Annotated in this window: 18 protein-coding genes; 13 read left to right on the forward strand and 5 right to left on the reverse strand. The window is 42.7% G+C overall.

Translation table 11 applies throughout. The annotated features are described in order from the left end of the window. Positions 1–35: 35 nt before the first annotated feature. From K6V26_RS25390 to fic, 4 genes are read left to right on the forward strand one after another with little or no spacing between them, the layout of a single operon-like run. Positions 36–710 carry a phosphatidylserine decarboxylase family protein gene (locus tag K6V26_RS25390; RefSeq protein ID WP_009859954.1) on the forward strand — a complete coding sequence of 225 codons (675 nt, stop codon included), beginning with the start codon at positions 36–38 and terminating at the stop codon, positions 708–710. A 22-nt stretch (positions 711–732) separates the two neighbouring features. Continuing rightward, positions 733–1428 (forward strand): CDP-diacylglycerol--serine O-phosphatidyltransferase, encoded by a 696-nt coding sequence (gene pssA, locus K6V26_RS25395; RefSeq protein WP_224264190.1) that lies wholly within the window; start codon positions 733–735, stop codon positions 1426–1428. A 57-nt stretch (positions 1429–1485) separates the two neighbouring features. After that, the gene (locus K6V26_RS25400; RefSeq protein ID WP_009859952.1) at positions 1486–1755 is read left to right on the forward strand and encodes a DUF4834 family protein; all 270 of its coding nucleotides are present in this window, start codon (positions 1486–1488) and stop codon (positions 1753–1755) included. A 7-nt stretch (positions 1756–1762) separates the two neighbouring features. Then, positions 1763–2647, forward strand: coding sequence for a protein adenylyltransferase Fic (fic, locus tag K6V26_RS25405; RefSeq protein ID WP_224264191.1), 885 nt, complete (start codon positions 1763–1765; stop codon positions 2645–2647). A gap of 7 nt (positions 2648–2654) precedes the next feature. Here the strand turns inward: fic and K6V26_RS25410 are convergent, their stop codons facing one another. Both K6V26_RS25410 and K6V26_RS25415 read right to left on the reverse strand, forming a co-directional pair. Beyond that, positions 2655–3095: a nucleoside deaminase gene (locus K6V26_RS25410; RefSeq protein WP_044215086.1), complete on the reverse strand. Its 441-nt coding sequence runs from the start codon at positions 3093–3095 to the stop codon at positions 2655–2657. After that, entirely contained in the window at positions 3092–3319 is a 228-nt protein-coding gene (locus K6V26_RS25415; RefSeq protein ID WP_009859950.1) for a hypothetical protein, read from the reverse strand. Before K6V26_RS25415 ends, K6V26_RS25410 begins: the two co-directional genes overlap by 4 nt. Positions 3320–3387: 68 nt before the next feature. Here K6V26_RS25415 and K6V26_RS25420 point away from each other — a divergent pair, with 68 nt between their 5' ends. The 5 genes from K6V26_RS25420 to K6V26_RS25440 all read left to right on the forward strand — a co-directional run bounded on the left by K6V26_RS25420 (position 3388) and on the right by K6V26_RS25440 (position 10115). Next, positions 3388–3753 carry a YraN family protein gene (locus tag K6V26_RS25420; RefSeq protein WP_009859949.1) on the forward strand — a complete coding sequence of 122 codons (366 nt, stop codon included), beginning with the start codon at positions 3388–3390 and terminating at the stop codon, positions 3751–3753. Between the two features lie 21 nt (positions 3754–3774). After that, complete coding sequence (locus K6V26_RS25425; protein WP_009859948.1) at positions 3775–4128, forward strand: MmcQ/YjbR family DNA-binding protein; 354 nt, start codon at positions 3775–3777, stop codon at positions 4126–4128. Then, entirely contained in the window at positions 4121–4873 is a 753-nt protein-coding gene (locus tag K6V26_RS25430; protein ID WP_224264192.1) for a biotin--[acetyl-CoA-carboxylase] ligase, read from the forward strand. The genes K6V26_RS25425 and K6V26_RS25430 overlap by 8 nt, the downstream gene beginning before the upstream one ends. Before the next feature lie 63 nt (positions 4874–4936). Then, entirely contained in the window at positions 4937–5806 is an 870-nt protein-coding gene (locus tag K6V26_RS25435) for an endonuclease/exonuclease/phosphatase family protein (RefSeq protein WP_224264193.1), read from the forward strand. Between the two features lie 934 nt (positions 5807–6740). Then, complete coding sequence (locus K6V26_RS25440) at positions 6741–10115, forward strand: DUF6383 domain-containing protein (RefSeq protein ID WP_224264194.1); 3375 nt, start codon at positions 6741–6743, stop codon at positions 10113–10115. A gap of 100 nt (positions 10116–10215) precedes the next feature. On the opposite strand, the gene K6V26_RS25445 is transcribed toward K6V26_RS25440, so the two are convergent. The 3 genes from K6V26_RS25445 to K6V26_RS25455 all read right to left on the reverse strand — a co-directional run bounded on the left by K6V26_RS25445 (position 10216) and on the right by K6V26_RS25455 (position 13015). Then, a complete protein-coding gene (locus K6V26_RS25445; RefSeq protein ID WP_224263243.1) occupies positions 10216–11877 on the reverse strand; it encodes an IS1182 family transposase in 1662 nt (553 codons plus the stop codon). Between the two features lie 281 nt (positions 11878–12158). Next, positions 12159–12587, reverse strand: coding sequence for an Hsp20/alpha crystallin family protein (locus tag K6V26_RS25450; protein WP_009859944.1), 429 nt, complete (start codon positions 12585–12587; stop codon positions 12159–12161). Positions 12588–12784: 197 nt separating this feature from the next. Further along, entirely contained in the window at positions 12785–13015 is a 231-nt protein-coding gene (locus tag K6V26_RS25455; RefSeq protein WP_009859943.1) for a hypothetical protein, read from the reverse strand. 381 nt (positions 13016–13396) lie between these two features. On the opposite strand from K6V26_RS25455, the gene pyrH reads away from it, so the two are divergent. From pyrH to K6V26_RS25475, 4 genes are all read left to right on the forward strand, one after another. Then, entirely contained in the window at positions 13397–14107 is a 711-nt protein-coding gene (gene pyrH / locus K6V26_RS25460; RefSeq protein WP_005867363.1) for a UMP kinase, read from the forward strand. A gap of 6 nt (positions 14108–14113) precedes the next feature. Further along, complete coding sequence (locus tag K6V26_RS25465) at positions 14114–16834, forward strand: substrate-binding domain-containing protein (protein WP_224264195.1); 2721 nt, start codon at positions 14114–14116, stop codon at positions 16832–16834. A 328-nt stretch (positions 16835–17162) separates the two neighbouring features. After that, complete coding sequence (locus K6V26_RS25470) at positions 17163–19454, forward strand: TonB-dependent receptor (protein WP_224265879.1); 2292 nt, start codon at positions 17163–17165, stop codon at positions 19452–19454. Positions 19455–19472: 18 nt separating this feature from the next. Then, positions 19473–21359 (forward strand): DUF4980 domain-containing protein, encoded by a 1887-nt coding sequence (locus tag K6V26_RS25475; RefSeq protein ID WP_224264196.1) that lies wholly within the window; start codon positions 19473–19475, stop codon positions 21357–21359. Positions 21360–21363: the final 4 nt, after the last annotated feature.

Genomic DNA, 21363 nt, shown 5'->3' on the forward strand with positions numbered 1-21363 from the left:
GCAAATTGTAATAAAAACGCAGTTTAAGAAGAAGGATGAAAGTACATAAAGAAGGAACAGGCCTGCTACTTACGTTATTTACGGTTTTATTTGTCGTAAATGTCGCATTATACCATACCGTAGGTAAGGGAGTGCTGTTCTATTCCGTTGCGACAGTTTCGACTATTCTTTTCCTGCTGATCCTGAATTTCTTCCGCAGTCCGTTTCGTCGTTTTCCTTACGACTCTGAAGGTCTGGTGATTGCACCTGCCGACGGTACGATCGTAGCAATCGAGGAAGTGATGGAAAACGAGATCCTTCACCGGAAATGTTTGCAGATATCTATCTTTATGTCCGTGTTTAACGTACATGCCAACTGGTTTCCGGTAAACGGCACCGTGAAACATGTCTCTCATAATAACGGACGGTTCATGGCGGCCTATTTGCCGAAGAGCAGTACTGAAAACGAACGTTCGGCCGTTGTTATCACGACCAAGAACGGGGTGGATGTACTGGCACGCCAGATTGCGGGAGCACTTGCCCGGCGTATTGTTACGTATGCCAAGGTCGGAGAAAAATGTCACGTGGATGAACAGATGGGTTTTATCAAATTCGGGTCGCGTGTAGATGTTTATTTGCCGGTGGGAACCGAAGTCTTGATTGAGATGGATCAGAAGGTGACCGGTAATCAGACACCGATTGCACGGTTAAGCAAATGCCCGTGCGAATAGAATCCGGAAAATATACGAAAGAATGAATATAAGAAAGCATATCCCCAATACAATCACTTGTTTGAGTCTTGTATCAGGATGCATCGCCACTGTGATGGCTTTGCAGGATAATTATTTGTGGGCTGCCATATGGATCATCATTGCTGCCGTGTTCGATTTTTTCGACGGCTTTGCCGCCCGTTTGCTGAAGGCTTATTCTCCGATGGGAAAAGAGTTGGACTCATTGTCGGATATGGTGAGTTTCGGAGTGGCACCCGGTATGATCGTATTCTCGATGCTGGGACAGGCAAGCCTTCCTTTAGGCGAGATAGGACGTTATATTCCTTATCTGGCTTTTGTGATTCCTGCTTTCTCCGGTTTGCGTCTTGCCAAATTCAATATTGATGAGCGGCAGACAACTTCATTTATCGGAATGCCGGTTCCGGCACATGCGTTATTCTGGGCTTCGGTCGGATATTCATTGTCTCCTTTGAGCCAGGCGAATAATGTCTTATTTATAGTGGTTACGCTGGTGGTGGCGTTGGCTACTTCCTTATTGCTTGTGTCTGAGATCCCTATGTTCTCGTTAAAGATCAAGACGGTTGCATGGAAAGGTAATGAAAGACGCTATATATTAGTGGGTTGCGCAGTCCTGTTCGTTGCCTTTTTCGGTATGCTTGGTATAGCGGGAACAATTCTTCTCTATATCCTCTTGTCTATTTTTAACAAAAGGCAGTAAACAAGAGGTCTGGTCTATGTGTTTCTCTTATAAACCAACTAAGTAACGAATAATATTATGTTTAAGTTTTTGTTTGTAATGTTTTTCTTCTTCATCCTGTTAGTCTTCCTGATGGGTTTCTCTATCCTGCGTACATTTAAGAATATGTTGTTTGGTAGCGGAAGCAGCAATGCAAAGAAAGGGGAACAGCGTCGTCAGACAAGTAGTTACTCCGGTGGACAACGTCAGTCGCATAATACCGCTGAGGAAGATTATGCGGCCGCCAATCGCAAAAAGATCTTTACTAAGGACGAAGGCGAATATGTCGATTTCGAAGAAGTAAAATAAGAAGTTATTGATCAATAACACGAAAATATCAATCCGTTTTTTTGACGATCGTGAGGTCCGTGCAATCTGGGACGAAGAAAACAACAAATGGTGGTTTTCCGTATTGGATATTGTTGCAGTTCTTACGAGTCAAGATGACTACACTAAAACACGAAATTATTGGAAATACCTTAAGGCCAAGTTAAAGAAAGAAGGTAATGAACTGGGTAGTGACACTACCCAGTTGAAGTTGAAGTCACCTGATGGCAAAATGCGACTTTCAAACGTACTTGATTACGACGGTATTATTGCTTTAGCGAAACATTTTCCCAATAACAAAGCTGTAAAGTTTCTCGATTGGTTTACTTATAGCGACAACAGTATTGACGGACAGAGTAAGAAAAAAGCGTATGCATTCTTTGAAAGCAATCTTATTAGCGAAGCAGAAATCGGAACAACGAAAAGTTTACAGCAAATTCATGCGTATCTCTTTGGCGGGTTATATGATTTTGCCGGGCAAATCAGACAAAAGAACATTTCGAAAGGCGGTTTTCAGTTCGCTGTATCGCATTTCTTAGGGAATACATTAAGGCAAATTGAAGAAATGCCCGAAAATACGTTTGAAGAAATTGTCGATAAATATGTTGAGATGAATATTGCCCATCCATTCATGGAAGGTAACGGCCGAAGTACTCGGATCTGGCTGGATTTGATCTTTAAAAAACGATTGAAGAAGTGTGTTGACTGGAGTCAGATCAATAAAAAGGATTATCTGAACGCAATGGTACAAAGTTCTACAAACAGTGTAAAGCTAAAGAATCTGCTGAAGAACGCCTTGACTGATAAGATTAATGACCGTGAACTATTTATGAAAGGCATTGATTATTCGTATTATTACGAAGAGGATGAATAACTGCCCGTTATCTGCGTGACTTAAAGAATTTCTGCATCTCTTCCGCACACTCTTTCTCCATTACTCCCTTTTTTACTATCGCTTTGGGATGGAAAGCCTTCGGCGCATATTGCTGAAAGCCTCTTTTCTCGTCGCTTGCCCCATATACGATGGTGCTGAGTTGGGACCATCCGATGGCGCCGGCACACATGATACAGGGTTCTACCGTTACATAAAGACTGCAATTAGTCAGATACTTGGCACCCAGTACGCCTACGGCTGCCGTTATGGCTAGCATTTCCGCATGGGCGGTCGGGTCGTTCAGCCGCTCCGTCTGGTTATGGGCTCGGGCAATAATCTGATTGTTACATACAACAACGGCCCCTACGGGCACTTCTCCTTCGTCGGCGGCAGCACGTGCTTCCACCAACGCCTGTTTCATAAAATATTCGTCGTTAAATGGATTCATCTTCTCATTTCTGTTTCTTTGAAGAGGGTAGGATAATCCTCTTCCAGTGTCTTGAGTATATGTGAAAGGATTGTTTCCCGGTACCAGCGGGATTTGTTTTCGATATTATATCTGGCAAGATAGCGGTCAACAGCCTTCTGCTCTTCATCGTTGAGCATAAAAGTAACCTTATGCACCCTCGGGCGATTGGGTTGGGGTGGTGAATATTTCCGTTTTAATGCCATATTGTGCAAATGTACAAGTGGAAGCCCAAATAAAAAAGAAAAACAGTATATTTGTGCAAATTAATAAGATGGCTGAACAAAACGATTTAGGCAGGGATGGTGAAGCAAGGGCACGCGATTATCTGATCCGTCAGGGCTACACGATTTTGCATACCAACTGGAGATGGCATCATTACGAACTGGATATTGTTGCCGTCAAGGAGAAGGATCTGGTTGTCGTAGAGGTGAAAACCCGCTCGGAAGATTATCTCCTTTCGCCCGAAGAAGCTGTCGATAATAAAAAGATCAGGCGTATTGTAGCGGCGGCAGATGCCTATGTCCGTTATTTTAACCTGGATTTGCCGGTCCGTTTCGACATCATCACCCTGGTAAAAGAGAAGGATGGTTTCCGGATCGAGCATATAGACGATGCTTTCTACGCTCCGTCCCGATAAAATAGAAAACTGAGAAAACGTATGAATATAGAAGAAGCCCGTGAATATTGTTTGTCGTTGAAAAACGTTACCGAATGTTTTCCTTTCGATGATGTCTCACTCGTCTTTAAAGTGGAGAACAAGATGTTTGCCCTTTTGCCTCTGGATGGAGAGGAACCGTATTTGGCTCTGAAATGTAATCCGGATTATACGGAAGAGTTGCGCGACCGTTATGCAGCAGTCGAAGGAGCTTATCATTTCAATAAGAAATACTGGAACGGAGTTTATCTGGAACGCGACATGTCCGACGACGATATCCGCCACTGGATTCGTCATTCCTATCGTGAGGTAATAGCCAAACTACCGAAGAAAATAAGAGAAGCATACGATGAATGAAGAAAATGAACAGCCGCGTATTATCCGGCTCGAAGAAACAACCTCTACAAATAATTATCTCCGCGGACTGGTAGGGAAAGAACCCTTACCGGAAGGGAGTATCGTTGTTACAGAATATCAGACAGCCGGACGAGGCCAGGTCGGAAACACCTGGGAGTCGGAACCGGGAAAGAATCTGATGTTTAGCATTATCCTGTATCCGGATTTCCTTCCGGCCAACCGCCAGTTCTTAATCTCCCAGATAGCTGCACTGAGTGTAAAGGAAACGCTTGATGCTTATGTGGACGGTATAACGGTGAAGTGGCCGAACGACATTTACTGGCGCGACAAGAAGATATGCGGCATGCTGATTGAGAACGACTTGACGGGGCATTCCCTGTATTGTTCCGTGATAGGCATCGGTATTAATATAAACCAGCGGGAGTTTCTGAGTGATGCTTTGAACCCTGTTTCACTGGTACAGATAACGGGTCGGGAATATGACCGGGAGGAAATCCTGAACAGTTTCCTGAAACGTCTTTACGACCGCTATCTCAGTCTGCTTCAGGAAAAGGAGGAAGAGATTCGGAGTGCTTATATGGCAGCCCTGTATCGCGGTAACGGCTTTCATCCTTACCGGGATGAACAAGGCGTCTTCCAGGCTTGTATCCTGGGAATAGAACCCACAGGACACCTGATTCTGAAAACAGATAACGGAGAAGTGAGGCTCTATGCATTCAAGGAAGTGTCGGTGGTAAACACTTAAAAATAGCGCTTTGGGGGGCACTTCTCTAAATAACATAGTATTAATCTAATATCAGAAATAACAATGAAGCAGTTATCTAATAACAAATGTATTCTTTTCTTTTTTGCATTATTCTTTATTTCCGGTCTGAATGCTCAGACTTCAAGTTCCTATGAACGTGACTGGCGCACCGACCGTCAAAAGATAAAGATCATTTCCTACAATATCATGGATGGTTTCAGCAACGGTTCGGATAAGGATCGTATCGCCCGTTTTACCGCCTGGGTAAAAGAACAATCCCCCGATGTACTGGCTTTGAACGAACTTTGCGGCTTCACTGAGGCCAAACTGAAAGAACTGGCAGCTTCTTACGGTCACCCTTATGCCGCAATTGTAAAGGAAAACGGTTATCCGGTCGGACTCACTTCGAAAACGCCTATCAAGGTTGTCGACAGAAAGATGGACGGTTACGGCCACGGCCTGTTACATTGCAAAGTTCTGAATATGGATTTTCTGGTGACGCATCTGAATCCTCATGATCGGTTAAAACGCAAAAAGGAAGCCGATAATATTATCGATTACATCAATAAAAATCAGTTAACCAATTGCCTGCTGATGGGTGACATGAATGCCCATTCCCCTTTCGATGCCTCCTGGACGGATGAACATCTGGAGAATTATGCTGTGATTTCTACTTTTATGGCAGCTTCATTGCATGACATTTGTTATATGTTCACCCCTGATAACCAACGTTATTCTTATCCTACCCGTATATTGACCAGTTCACCGAAAGGAGAGGCTTTACGCCGCCAGCAGGAGCGAATCGATTTCATATTTGTAACCGACAGCCTGCGTCCTGATTGTGTAGATGCGCAGATTTATAACGGTCCGGACAACGATTATCTTTCCGATCATTATCCGATAGGGATCAGTATGTTCATACCCAAAGAGTAGTTACAAATAAAGTTTCCGGAAATGTGGCGTCACTGGCTATATTACGGATGCTTATTCAGTATAAAAGAGTGAATTATGATGGTGATGCTGAGGTGTTATTCAGCGTCACCATTGTTGTTTTATAGCGTCACTTATTGCTCCATTGATGCTTAAGTCGCCACACTATTATATTTAAGGATATAGTATAGTACAATTAAGCCCTTTTCATACTTATTCTAAATATGAAATATATGCTTTTCTAAAAAGAAAGGTAAGCCTTACATATATGTAGATATGATCTTACATTTATGTACTTATATGCTTACATATTTAATACTAGTAAAGAAGATGGTTAAAGTCTACTACAATAGGGCTTAGTTCTTATAGTATAATGGGTTAACTGTTGTAGGCCGGTATAAAGGAGATAGATTAGAGAGTAGCTTTATTTTTGCTATGTAAAAATAGGTGATGCCGAATAATATTTCAGCGTCACTTGTAATATATTGATATATAGTGTTATATTAACTTTTTCTTTGTTTTGACACTGAATCGGTGAAAACTATATATTAATGTACATGTGTACATTAATATAATATACTTTCTTTATGAAAGAAATATAATATACATATGGTTCAGCTGTTGAAATATAAGAATTATATATAAAATAAGTAGTGACTAAAAAAAACGATCCTTTAAATACGTCAACAAAATTAATTATAACTTTTGAAACCACAACTCTTTTCCAAATAAATTTTGCATAACTATCTCCTTTCTTATCAAGAGAATAACAAAGTATGTACAAAATTAATGCTTTCGATTACGAATATCAAATAGTCTATAAATACTGGCTAGATTAAAGGATCGTTTTTTCTAGTCATTATACTTTGACTAAGGACGTAAAAGGTTGGATAAGAACTATTTCATTAACATTATTATTAATATTAAAATTTAGATTATGAACAAAAAGTTTTCTACTTTGGCGATTGCTTGTATGGCTTCGACTTTGTTCTCTTCTACTCAGGCTGCAACAATCAGCCAAGGTACAAGGGATGTAACGAAGATTGAAACTAACAAGTTTTATCAATTAGGTGACGCTACTGCAGGCAAAGTACTTGTTATGGTACCGGATGGTAATGGTTACACACTGAAACTGAAAGATGTTACTGCTGTAACAGATGTAAACTCAACACTGTGGTCTATTCAGTATTCTTATAGCAACAATGCTACTGGTCCTGATTTTACATTTGTAAATAAAGGAACAGGTATACCTTTGATGGTTAATCCTGGTGATGCTCCTTTGTATGATGCTACTAAAACTTATGCAGCAGCAGATGGTTTTGTGAAAATGAACGGAGCTGCTTCTTCCTGGAAATGGAAAAGTTCAACAGAAACTCAGTCTTCTCCGTTCGGAACAAGCGGTTTAATTTCTTATTTTGCAAAAGACTCTGTTGTTACTTTGGTAACAGGCGCAACTGCTACTCCTAATGCAACTGGCAATGGTTATACTAGTTCAGAAGATGTTTATTTGGTAAAAGCTCATGCCAGCAGAGATAAATGGGAAGGTCGTCATTTGAGACTGGCTCCTATTACTGCAGGTGCTGTAACTCTGAGTGCAAAAGACTTGAATACCAAATTAGCTACCGATCCGGAAGGAGATTCTTTCAAGTTAGGATCAACTCCGGAACTGAAAAAAGGAGTAAATAGCACATTAGGTAATCAATTTACAGATAATACTTTCCGAGCATGGGATATTCAGGCTGCTGCTACAGATGAAGATAATTTCAAGATGTATGTAGAGAATGGTAATTTTAATGTATCTGAGGGGGGACTTTTGTTACAGGTTATTGATGATGCCAATGATGCAGATCCTTATAAAGATACTTATCTGTTGGCAGATACTTTTTATATCGATGGTTTGTCTGTAAACAATCAGGATTTTGTTAAGTTTGGAACAGATAAGATGGTCACTGATACATGGCAGGGTAATAAATATATAAAGAATGTTCAACCTGGTCGTCTGGCCGCATCTTCCAAATTTAAATTTACTTATTATCCGACACAAGATAGTATTGCTATTGAAGTATTAGGTTATAACAAGAAAAATGGTTCAACAGGTGCTACAGCAACAACTGTGAACGGCAAGGCTACTCTTTGGGATCAGTCACAGTCTGATAAAACTGTTATCTTGAATAAATTAACAGCTTCTAATGAGATTACTTTGGGTACATCTCCTGCAAACGTTCGTTTTTTCTTGGGTGAAGGTACAACAAACCGTACATCAGAAAATAACGGTGTTTATGTAATCAAGAATGATAAAGACCAGTATTTGGCTGTTCCTATCTATAATACGAAGAAAGATAATGGAGTAAATGCTTGGGCTAATGCTCCGAAATGGGTTACTGTAAAAGCTTCTGAGCAGGAAGTGATGAACATGCCGGCTTACCAGTGGGTTATCTTAAAAGATCATGAAGAAACTTCGGAAATTGCCGAGCTGTCAACTGTAACACTTATTAACCGTGAATTTGCCGGTGTAAAACAAAGCATTCAGTTACGTCAGGAAGAAGGTGGTGCTTACAAGTTTGTTGCAGGTGGTCTGCATAATATTGACTCCCTGGATATCAAGCCTGTAACAGCTGCTGCATTAGGTAATGAAAAATTAGGTTATTTGAACTTGGATAACAAGGTGTTGGATGTAATGTCTTACAAGTTCAATTATCTGCATTCATATGCTGATGATAAATTCATCGGTATGAACGGGGATTCTATCCTGTATGTGAAAGATGCTGAATTGTCATTCTTTATGAATAAAGAAACAGCTGAAGTTCCTTATGGTATTACTGTGGATAATGCATTGAAAGCTAAAATTTCAGGTTTGAAACAGTTGAAACGTGTTATGTACACTCCGTATGTGAAGACTTCTAAGGGTAATCTTTATATTACATTAGATAGCGAGGGCAGATACAAAATGACTTCTGATGAAGCTAAAGCTAAGAAGTTCTATCTGAAAGAAAATAATTTCTATAAAGCTGAATCTGTAGAAGCAGCTCGTCCTTACTATGCATTCATCAATGTCGCAGCAACTGATTCAACGAAGATTGGTTCGGCTGACGAAGATCTGAGCGTAATCTTGAAAGATAATGTGCTGGAAGAAACAAGAACTTCTGCATTTGCAATTGTAGAAAATAACGCTCCTCTGTATCGTCGTTTCAATACTGCATTAGATGGTGCTGTAGAAGGCCAGGAAGATGCAGCTAAGCTTCTGAAGTTCAAAGAATATTATCGTGGTGAATATCTGATGGATGAAAACAATGAGAAATTCAAAAATGAAGGAGTTTGCTATTTGGGTATCGAAAGAGAAGATAAAGTTAATCCGAAAGCTGGTTTGTCATTTGTGGTTGATACAGCGACAATTGATAATGCTCCTAATGGAAAGATCAAACCGCAGTATTTCATCTATGTGAGTCAGAGTGAAAAAATTGCAGAACCGGCTAAACCTTGTGAACTGGATCACGAACACCTGAACGGTATTACAGAATGGACTTGTCCTCACGCTATTCCTGCAAAACCTGGCTTTACAAGAGCTAAATATCTGGTAAGTTTCGCAGATTCTCTGAAGGCTAAAGATGCAGATAAGTTGTATCAGTTTGGTGACTATACTCGTGTCGGTTTTGTGGATGCTATGCATATTGGTGATAGCTTGTATGTTTTGACAAATGGTTTTGAAGAACTGGCTAATGCTGATTTGGATACGGCAAAAATTAAGGCTGCTTACAAAGCTGCTAAAATTGACGCTGACTATATCATTGATTTGAAATCTGAATTGAAGAAAGATGCTCACAAGAATTATACTTGGTCATTCCGTTACATCAATCCGGATAAGGCAGCTGCTGCAACAGTAGAAAACTTGGATGTTGCATTCCTGATTGAATCAGACAAGGAAGCAAGCGATTTGGATGTTGCTCCTATCAATGGTGCTTGGTTGAAGAGCCAGAACGGTTGTTTGGTTCTGTCGGATTCAAAATCATCTACATTTGAAAATGCAAGAACCGGTGGTGATAATGCATTGGTATTCAATATCGAGATAGGTTCAGAAGATGATATGGCAACAGATAACGAAACAATTGCTACATCAACAGTATCAGTAGTTGCAACTAACGGAGCCGTAATCGTTAAAGGCGCTGAAGGTAAGAAAGTTGTTATCAGCAATGTTCTTGGACAGACTATTGCTAATACAGTAATCACTTCCAGTGAAGCTACTATCTCTGCTCCGGCAGGTTATGTGACTGTGGCTGTTGAAGGCGAAGCTGCTGTAAAAGCAATCGTAAAATAATAGATAATTCTAAAATTACCACCATGCGGTCGGGTAAATGTGTCAAAACTAAGGCACATCTCCTTTTTTATCTTAAAAATAGTCGTTCCTCTTTTTTTGTCTATGCGACTATTTTTTCAGTAATTAGGTAATAAGGCTTAATATTCGTCGTATGTTGAGCCACACGTGGTCTGATAAAGATAAATATAGTGTGTGTACTCCTTCTCTTTCCTGCTTTTAGTAGTTTTGTACACATCTTTTTGATATTAAAAGCTATAGCAAAGAAGGCAAAGTCCATTGTAACCTTGTCTTCTCCCACATGCCGGAACCTTTTGTATGCCATGTTGTGTTTCATTTGTCCAAAAACTGCTTCCGGTTCTATACATCGCCTTCCCCTATGCCTGATGCCTTCTTTCGAGAGTAACCTTTCCCGTGCCTGCCGTTTGTATTGGTTTAACCGGTGGTTGACTTCTATAATACGGTTCCCCCGGGCTTTAAAGCAACTGCCACGTAAAGGACACCCTTCACATCTTTGTGCTTTATACCGGGCACTTTCGGTGATGTATCCGCTAGCTGTTTTGTCACGCCTGGTTCCTATACGGTTCATGTGCTGCCCCATAGGACAAACGTAATAATCCTCTTCCGCATTGTAATAGAGACTCTCCGCATGGAATGGATTGGGGGTATAACGGGGACGCTGTTCTTTATGGAAGTAGTTGTACTTAACAAAGGCTCCTATCCCATTATCTTGCATGAACCGGTAATTTTCTTCCGAGCCGTAACCGGAGTCTGCCACACCGACAGTCGGTAAGCGGTTATAGCGTTGCTCAAAGGAGTGGAAGAAAGGTATGAGGGTCAGTGTATCGGTTGGGTTGGGAAACAGTCGGAAGTCTATGAGGAATTGGTTCTGGGTACCTATTTGCAGATTATATCCGGGCTTGGTCTGTCCGTTTCTCATGGCGTCCTCTTTCATGCGCATGAAGGTGGCATCAGGATCGGTCTTGGAATAGGAGTTGCGTTCTCCAAGAGTGTCAAGATGGTTGTCGTATTCCATCAACTTGTCACGGTACTCCTCAAGTTCCCGGACCTGTTTCTTCTTTTCCCGGATGACTTTCTTTTGTTCCTTGTCCTTTGTTACAGGCTGGTGTTCCAGCACCTCTTTAAGTTCATTCACTATATCTGAGAGCATGGCGGGAGTGAACTCTACGGGTGTGTCTTTGGCGGAGTTCTCTTGGGCTATGGCTTCATCCACCTGCTCCAGGAGAATGCGGATCTTATCCATCAGCTTTGTACGGTTCTTTTCGACTGTCTTGCGCCAGACAAAAGTATATTTGTTGGCTCTGGACTCAATCTTGGTACCGTCAATATACTCTACGTCAAGGCTGATGAAACCTTTGTCGACAAGGACAAGAACCAACTGCGTGAATACATTATTTATCTCTTCTTTTACACGATTACGGAAACGGTTGATGGTTATAAAATCCGGATGTTCATTACCGGAAAGCCAGATATAATGAATGTCACGTAGGAGAAGCTTCTCTATTTTGCGGCACGAATAGATATTGTTCATGTAGGCGTAGATAATCACCTTAAGCATCATTTTAGGATGATAAGGACAACGACCGGTTGCTTTATAAAGCTTCTTGAAATTGTCAAGATTGAGATTATCAACAACAGTATTAACTATGCGAACCGGATCGTTCGCTGCTATGTTTTCATCAATTCTTCCGGGAAAAAGAACTGTTTGGTTGGGAATGTAAGGACGAAAATGTAACTTTGCCATAATGAAAAACTTTATGCCTAAAGATACAAAAACTTTGGGTAATAACAAAGCCCGGGCTTGTGAAAGTCTGGGCTTTGTGCATAAAAAAAGGTTGTGCCAGCGTTTTGACACAACCTCTACTTGCCAATTAACCTGCGACGGGCGAACAAGTGGTAGTATTAATACTAAAGTAATAAAATAAAGTTCATCTGTCAGTATCCCTGCGAAGAGAGAAGCCAGATAAAAAATATCCCCCGATGGAAATTCCGTCGGGGGATATCATTATTTAATGATGAGGTTACTTATTTAATCTCAATGTTTCTCTGTAATTTGGCCGTTTCTACAGGCGCTTTTTTAGGAACATCTACGGTCAATACGCCATGTTCTACTTTAGCGCTGATCTTTTCTTTGTCAACATCATCCGGCAATATCATTGTCTGCTGGAATTTAGAATATGAGAATTCGCGACGTAGATAACGTCCGTTATGCTTTTCGTCTTTATTCTCGTTTTTCTTTTCCATTGAAACAACCAGGCAGTTGTCATCGTCGATACGGACATTGAAATCTTCCTTTGTCATTCCCGGGGCAGCCAATTCAATCTTATAATCTTTTTCGCTTTCAATTACATTGATAGCAGGTGCTGTTGAATTAGCTTTTTCCATCCAGTCGTTATCGAAGAAATCATTGAAGATACTCGGTAACCAATTTTGATTTTTTCTGATCGGCATCATAATTAAATCTCCTATTTTTAAGTTACACATTCAATAATTTACTGAACTCCGGGCTCTTTCCGAACCCTTCGTTCAGCTATCAATAAGCAAACTTTGTGCCAGTTGGATTTAATGCCTAATTCTGTCTTTTTGTCACTTGTTTAAGCTATGTTTGACAGAATTGGTGACATATTGTAGCGATAATCCTTGAATAGCTATTAATTTGTTGCCCCTTTCTTGACTTTGTCGGTGATATGTTCGACACGGTCACCGATATATTCGGCTTCGTTAACACCTTTGTCGACTACATCTTTGATTTTCTTTTTTGCTCTGTCGGCCAGTTCGCTCATGTCGTCGTGGATACATTTGAATTTACCGTCGTCTTCCATTTTGCGAAGCACATAGCCGATAGCGATACCGGCAGCAATACCAATCAATACATTTTTCATAACTGCTTAATTTTTAAATGATTCTTTTTGTTTAATGTCTCTTTGTTTATGAAACAGTGCGTCAGGCTGTATTGTTCAGGCTTTAAAAGTGAAAAAGATATATGAAATTGTAAAGTAACATTCCCCTGTCTCTTTCCGCTGAAAGGGGAGGGGAATGCTAAAGTTAGGAAGAAGGTTTGGTTGTTTTCTTAGTGTTTTTCAAAATAAGGAATAAAGTGTGTTTCATTTCGGTAGCAAAAGTAGGGGGACGGCATTACAGAGTTGCTACATAGGCTATACAGTTTTATTAAATAAAACCGGATTAATTGACTTCCGATATTGTTTGCTAATCGAAATACTGTATTTTTGCAGAAGAACAATTAAAAATCAAAAAACAGAAAGATGGCACAATACAAGAGAATTCTCCTGAAGTTAAGCGGTGAGTCGCTGATGGGAGGTAAACAATATGGTATCGACGAAGTTCGTTTGAATGAGTATGCAGCACAGATCAAGGAGATTGCAGAGATGGGTGTCCAAATCGGCATTGTCATAGGCGGAGGTAATATCTTCCGTGGTCTGAGTGGGGCGTCTAAAGGGTTCGATCGGGTGAAAGGTGATCAGATGGGGATGCTGGCAACGGTAATCAATAGTTTGGCCTTGAGTTCTGCGCTGGTTGCACAGGGAGTAAAGGCAAAGGTGTTGACTGCTATCCGGATGGAGCCGATCGGTGAGTTTTATAATAAATGGCGTGCCATCGAATTGCTGGAACAGGGTAATGTGGTGATTATGTCCGGCGGAACAGGTAATCCGTTCTTTACAACCGATACAGGTTCTTCTTTAAGAGGTATCGAGATTGAAGCCGATGTGATGCTGAAAGGTACACGTGTGGATGGCATCTACACAGCCGATCCGGAAAAAGACCCGACTGCGACTAAGTTCTCAGATATTACTTATGATGAAATATACACTCGTGGCCTGAAAGTGATGGACCTGACAGCGACTACCATGTGTAAAGAAAACAATCTGCCTATCATTGTCTTTGATATGGATACCAACGGGAATCTGAAGAAGGTGATGAGCGGCGAGAATATTGGGACGTTGGTACATAATTAGAAAAATGTGAAACACTTCCTATCCATATTATTCCTTTTATGCCTGTTGCTTGCCGGTTGCGACCGTGCCGATAGGGAAAAGAAATATGTGATAGGAATTTCCCAATGTATGCTGGATGATGCCTGGCGGCAGCAAATGATTCGGGAGGTGGGGATTGAGGCATCCAATTATGATAGTATTAAAGTCCTTATTAAGGATGCCGATAATGATAACGACCGACAAATCGAACAGATACGCGAACTGATTGCACAAAAGGTCGATGTCCTGATTATTTCACCTTTCGAGTCAGCGCCGATAACAGATGTGGCCGAAGAAGCATTCCGTGCAGGCATCCCAACGATTATCACCGACCGCAAAGTAAACACGAACCAGTATACCACCTTTGTCGGAGCGAATAATTATGATCTGGGTTTTGCCGCCGGAACATATGCTGCCAAACATTTACCGCCTCATGCCACTATTCTTGAAATTTGGGGAATGATGGGTTCTTCTCCCGCTCAGGAACGTCACAATGGTTTTCGGGATGCCTTGCAGGAACGGACGGATTTAACCTTTCGCCCCGTGGAAGGCGACTGGCGGTATGATGTCGCAGCCAAACGCCTGAAAGAGATAGACTTTTCACAACCCATCGACTTTGTCTATGCTCATAACGATATGATGGCTATTGCCGCCCGTGAACATTTTCAGGCAATAGACCCGGTGCGCGGTAAGGAATTACATATTATAGGGATGGATGCCGTGGCCAATGCCGGACTGGAAGCGGTGGCGGATGGACGGATTAATGTCTCTTTCCTTTATCCAACGGGCGGTGAACAGGTGATACGGACCGCCATGCAGTTGCTTAGAGGGGAGAAGGTGGATAAATATATTCCTTTGTTGAGCGGTTTGGTTGATAAATCGGCTGCCCAGACCTTGTTGCTTCAATCTGAACGGTTGAGCAATTATCAACAACGTATCGAGACACAGCGGAGCCGTATGGATGAACTGCTGAACCGTTTTAATTTTCTCCGGGATTCATTGAGTGTTATCACGCTTTTGATGGTTGGCTTCATTTCTTTGTCGGTCTATGTATTCTATATTAACCGTAAGATACGGCTTAAAAACCGCGAACTGCGTGAGATTAATAAGAAAGAGGAAGAACAGCGCCGTAAACTGATATCCCTGAATGCGGAGATAGAAGAGGTGACAGCCTCCAAACTCCAGTTCTTTACCAATATATCCCACGAAGTACGTACTCCGTTAACACTGATATTGGGGCCGTTGGACAGGTTGCTTAACTTATTGCACGATTCCCCCTACCTTTCAGACCTGGAGTTGATTCATAAGAATGCGGGGCGTTTACTCCGCGTCATCAATCAACTATTGGATTTCCGGAAGGTGGAGAATAAGCAGGAGAAACTGAAGATACGTGAGACGGAAATCGTTTCGTTCAGCAGTGAGGTGAAGTCATATTTCAATAGTATGGCGAAGGTGCGCAATATTACCTATACTTTTGCCTCGGACATGAAGAACTGCCGTATCTGGATGGATGCGGATATGATTGAGAAGGTGTTGGTGAATTTGTTATCCAATGCATTTAAGTTTACGGCCGAAGGGGGAAAGATTGGGGTAGCGCTGGAAGAGTCGGACGAATGGGTGACGATACATGTCGAAGACAATGGTTCGGGTATCCAACCGGAGAATCTGCCTTATCTCTTCAACCGTTTCTATTCGGAGAACAGCCGGGTGGGGACAGGTATCGGTTTGCATCTGGTCCATGAATATGTAAAGATGCATAACGGAGAGGTAACAGTGGAAAGTGTCCCCGGACAGCGAACCGTTTTCTCCGTTTGCCTTCGGAAAGATAAGACGCAGCTGAACGGCGAATATATCACGGAACTGCCTGTTTCCCATTTGGCGTATGATGCTTCGAACCTGGATGATTCCGAAGAGAAAACGTTGTTGGCACAGACATATCCTTATTCCGTTTTGGTTGTTGAAGACGATGATGAGGTCCGTGCGTTCCTGGAAAAGGAATTATCGGAGAACTTCCGCGTATTTACCGCTACCAATGGAAAGGTCGCTTTGAATCTTCTTCAGGAGGAAAATGAAATATCGCTTGTCTTATCCGATGTGATGATGCCGGAAATGAATGGCTTCGAACTTTGCCGCAATATAAAAACGGATATCGCCATCAGCCATATTCCCGTTATCCTGTTGACGGCCTTGTCGGATGAACGTCAGCGTATGTATGGCATATCGGGCGGGGCGGACGGTTATATCCAGAAGCCTTTCCATGTGAACTTTGTAAAACTCCGTATAATCCGTATCCTCGATGAACAAAAAAAGTTGCGCGAAGCATTTCTGAAAAAGCTGCAAAGCAGTAATATGCTGATGGCGCAACCGGAGAAGGTGGAGAATATGGATGACCTGTTCCTTCGCCGGTTCCTGACACAGATTGAAGAGATATATACCGATTCTGAATTTAATGTGGAGAAGTTGAGTGATACGCTCGGTTTGTCGCGCGGCCATCTCCACCGTAAGATAAAAGACCTGACCGGAACCAGCCCGGTCGATTTTCTCCGTAACTACCGTTTAAAGAAGGCTGCCGTTCTTCTGAAACAAAAGCAATACAATATCAACGAGATTGCTTACCGCACAGGCTTTTCGTCTCCCGCCTATTTTGCCAAATGCTTTAAGGCCGTTTATAACCAAACCCCGAAAGAGTATCAGAATACATCAGAATAGGCAACATTTTGTGAGTGCCGGTCACAAGAGGCTGTGAGGACGTCTCAAAGCCTGCTTTAACAGTCCCTCAAAGCCTGCTTCAACGAGCTCTCAAAGGAGGCTTTGAGGAGACCTCAAAAAAACAACTTCTTTTTCCTATCACATTTGTCGCATTTATCTGACGGATATTATACTATTGGAATGAATTTCAGGGTATGTGACGAATGTGACAGGATTGGCTCGTTTTGTTATATCCGATTGTTTTCAGTGCCTCTACATTTGCTCCCGAAAACTTGTTAGCAAGAACAACATTAAAACATTCTATATGAAAACAGTTGCCATGATTACCATGAAGAAGTCTTTCCTTTTATTAATTGCCGGCTGTACTTTGTCAGCCGCAACATATGCACAGGAAGCGGTAAAAGATACCGTTCAGGTGAATAAGGAAAAATCAAATGAAACGAACAGCCGCAATGTGATGCTGAATGCCTCCAGTGCGAATGGTCCCCGCGAGATATCCATCGGACTGCCCGGTGGTGATGTTAATGTCCTCGAAAATGGTTTGCCAGTCGTCTACAATTCCAATCCTCATAATGTAAATACCCATTGGCGTGGTGACGGTAGCCTGGGGCATGTCGGGTTATTGAAGATTTCGGAAACGGCTATCACAACCGGTACTGTCGGATATGCAGTAAACTCTCATACCCAGCTCGGGACGGAAAAGTTCCGGGGCAGACTGAATTATAATACGAATCATTTCGGAAAGCAGCAAATCGACCTGAATATCAGCGGTAATGCCGGAAAAGGTTGGTTTTACAGCGGAAGTATTTATCAGGATTTCGACCCGGGAACTTTCAAGCTGCGTTTTGCTTCCAATCAGGACCGTACACAGATTTATAAAGCTGCTATCACCAAACGTTATCATCAGGACCGCGGTGAGTTGTCGGTCATTTATCATTACAGCAACAGCCGCTGGCCCTCGAATGCCGCGACCAATGCCCCTTTTATGTATGTGGGCGACGGAAGTGTGAAGGAGATTCCCGGTTTTAAACTGGGCACAAGTTCTTACCTGCCGACAACGGGCGAGATGGTTTATATGGATATGCGTTCCGGTGAATTGAAGAAGACTAACCTCTATGATGCCTCCCTGAATAAAGGCAACCAGATTAGCCTGCATCATGCTTATAAATGGGACAACGGACTGAAATGGATTGTGAATGCCAAATACGACCATGCGCTCGGCTCTTATGTCTATCAGACGCCGATGTCGCTGGAAAAGAAGACTTCGGAAGACGGCTATTCCCTGAAAGACCTGGAAGGCAATCTGACTCCTTATGAAGGCTATGTGCAAAGCCGCATGTCTTGTCTGAATCGCGGTAATATAGATGAAACCTTCCTGACTTCCGAACTGTCGCGCGAATATAAAAACGGAACCTGGCGTATCGGGTTGAACCAGTGGCATTATAAGATTGATTATGCCTCCAATACCACCATGTACGACCATACAGTGGAAGAATATCCGAGCCGGCTGATGAAAGAAGGTTATACCGATGGCGTTTACTACGACTTCAACAAGAATGCTTCCGAATATTACAAAGGGTATGAAAATAAACTGGCCCTTTATTTTACCCACGATTGGGATATCAACGACAAAATCAATGTCTACTACGGTGCCCGCTTCGAATATCAGAAGATGCACGGCCAGAATGCAGCGGTCTATCTGAGGAATGACAGCGTATTGGGACGTTTCCCTAACTATCATTTGGGTGCGGCTTATAATAAGAACGGACAGACCGGAACCGTCGCTCCGCAGGATTTCGATTATAACTGGTTCAATCAGGTCTATACGTTTGCCCTGACTTACAAGCTGACCGGGCAGTTTGGTTTTACAGGCGATTTCACTTATAATACGCAGCATCCTGCCATCTCCAGTTTTGCCCCGTCCGAATTGCCGAATGTGGAGAAAGTATCCATTCCGTTGGGACGTGCCGGTATCTATTATAATAATAACTGGTTGAGCCTGACGTCTTTGTTCTCTTATATCGGAAAGACGAACAACAACTCTACCCTGAACCTGATTAATCCGAATAACTCGAAAGATATCAACGCAGCCCCGCTCAGCTACGATATTAAAACTATCGGGTGGACGACTGACCTGATTGCCAAGTTGTTCAGAGGTTTCGACCTGCACTTCCTGTTTACTTACCAGAATCCGACCTATAAGAAGTATGAAACAGGTGTGAATTTTTCGGACGGCAGCTATGCCGGTATCAATGCTACCGGCAATATCGTGACGGAAATACCGAAAGTCCTGCTGGAGATTGATCCGAGTTACACCTATAAAGACTTTCGGGTTTGGTTGAGCGCCCGTTATTTCAGCAAGACGTATGCCAATATCAACAATGCCTATTATTTTAATGGTCGTTGGGAAACATTCGGAGGTGTTAATTACAAAGTAAATAAGTATCTTAGCCTGGGAGCGACAGTCGTGAATATCCTGAACCAGACCGGAGCACGCGGCAGTATTTCGGGAGCCGAACTGGATAAGAAGGAGGATGCCTCCAAGCATAACGGGCAGTGGATGGCCGGCAGCTATATCCGTCCCTTCACCGTAGAATTTAGTGCAAACATTACATTTTAACAATTAATCTATTATCATATGAAAGCAACGATTTTGAATAACAGTAAGAATTTTCTGATGGGCTGTGCCGTATCAGTAAGCCTGGTCGCTTGCCAGTCCGCCTCTAAAGAAGGATTTACTTTGGAGCAGCAGGGCGATACACTAACGTTTGTCCATATTACGAATCCGGCCAAATACCTCTTGTTGCCGGTGGAAGAACATACCGGTGAAGGGCAGGTGTGTCTTGTGACGGGGAATCCGGCGGATACGGATATGGATATCCGTCTGGCTAAAAAGGAAACGGATTATTTCGTCCCTTTCGAACTGCCTGCCGGAGCAAAAGAGGCGGTTGTCCGTATCCGCAAAACGCCGAAGGATGCCGTATGCTGGAAAGAGATGAAACTCTCCGACACGTTCGATACGACCAACCGTGATAAATTCCGTCCTCTTTATCACCATACTCCGTTGTATGGTTGGATGAATGATGCGAACGGACTGGTTTATAAGGATGGCGAATATCATCTTTACTTTCAGTATAATCCTTACGGTTCGGTATGGGGAAATATGCATTGGGGGCATTCCGTAAGCCGTGACCTGGTTCATTGGGAACATCTTCCGGTTGCTTTGGCCCGTGATACGATGGGGCATATCTTTTCCGGCAGTTCCGTTGTGGACAAGGATAATACGGCCGGTTACGGTGCCGGTTCGATCGTCTCCTTCTATACTTCCGCCAGCGATAAGAACGGACAGATACAATGTATGGCTCACAGTAGCGATAACGGGCGTACGTTTACCAAATACGAAAAGAACCCTGTCCTTACCCCGTTCGACGGCCTGAAAGATTTCCGTGATCCGAAAGTGTTCTGGTATGCTCCGGAAAAGAAGTGGGTGATGATTGTGTCGGCCGATAAGGAAATGCGGTTTTATTCTTCCAGGGATTTAAAAGACTGGACGTATATGAGTGCTTTCGGTGACGGGTACGGTGTGCAGCCGAGTCAGTTCGAATGCCCGGATATGGTGCAACTGCCGGTAAACGGGGATTTGAATATCAAGAAATGGGCGCTGATTGTCAATATCAATCCGGGTTGTTTGTTCGGAGGGTCGGCTACGCAGTATTTTATCGGGGATTTCGACGGGACAAAGTTTGTCTGCGATACGAAACCGGAAGTAGTCAAATGGATGGACTGGGGAAAAGACCATTATGCGACAGTCTGCTTTTCCAATACCGGCGACCGTGTCATTGCCGTGCCCTGGATGAGCAATTGGCAGTATGCGAATATTATTCCTACGCAGCAGTATCGTAGTGCCAATGCTTTGCCTCGCGAATTGACTATGTATTCCGAAGGGAAAGAGGTGTATATGGCAGTGAATCCGGTCAGGGAACTGGAATCGCTCCGGAAAGAGACACGCGAGATTCCTGCTTTCACGGTTGAGGCGAATAAAGCTGTCAGCATAGATACGCTGTTTGCCGGAAATGATGGCGCATTCGAGATAAATATGAATGTAGCAACCGGTAAATCGAGTATCGCAGGCTTTCAGCTGGTGAACGGGATAGGTGAGTATGTGGATATTTATCTGGACCAGAATGCGAAGAAGCTGGTTATGGACAGGGTGCATAGCGGTATCGTGGACTTTGGAAAGAATAGCGTTCCGCATGAAAAGGAAGCGCACGATAACCGTATCGCCAACTCCATTAATTATGTGGACGATTTTGCTTTGGCGACCTGGGGACCGTTATCTCCGGCACAGGAACATACGCTTCGGATTTTTGTAGATAAATGTTCTGTCGAAGTCTTCCTCGATGGCGGAAAGGTGGCTATGACCAATCTTGTTTTCCCGAACGAACCTTACAACTGTCTGAACTTTTACAGTAAGGATGGTTCCTGCCGGGTAAATTCGTTGAATATTTATAAATTAGCACTTTAAAAAT

Origin of the sequence: Parabacteroides goldsteinii (assembly GCF_020091425.1) — a bacterium.
GTDB classification, from domain to species: domain Bacteria; phylum Bacteroidota; class Bacteroidia; order Bacteroidales; family Tannerellaceae; genus Parabacteroides; species Parabacteroides goldsteinii.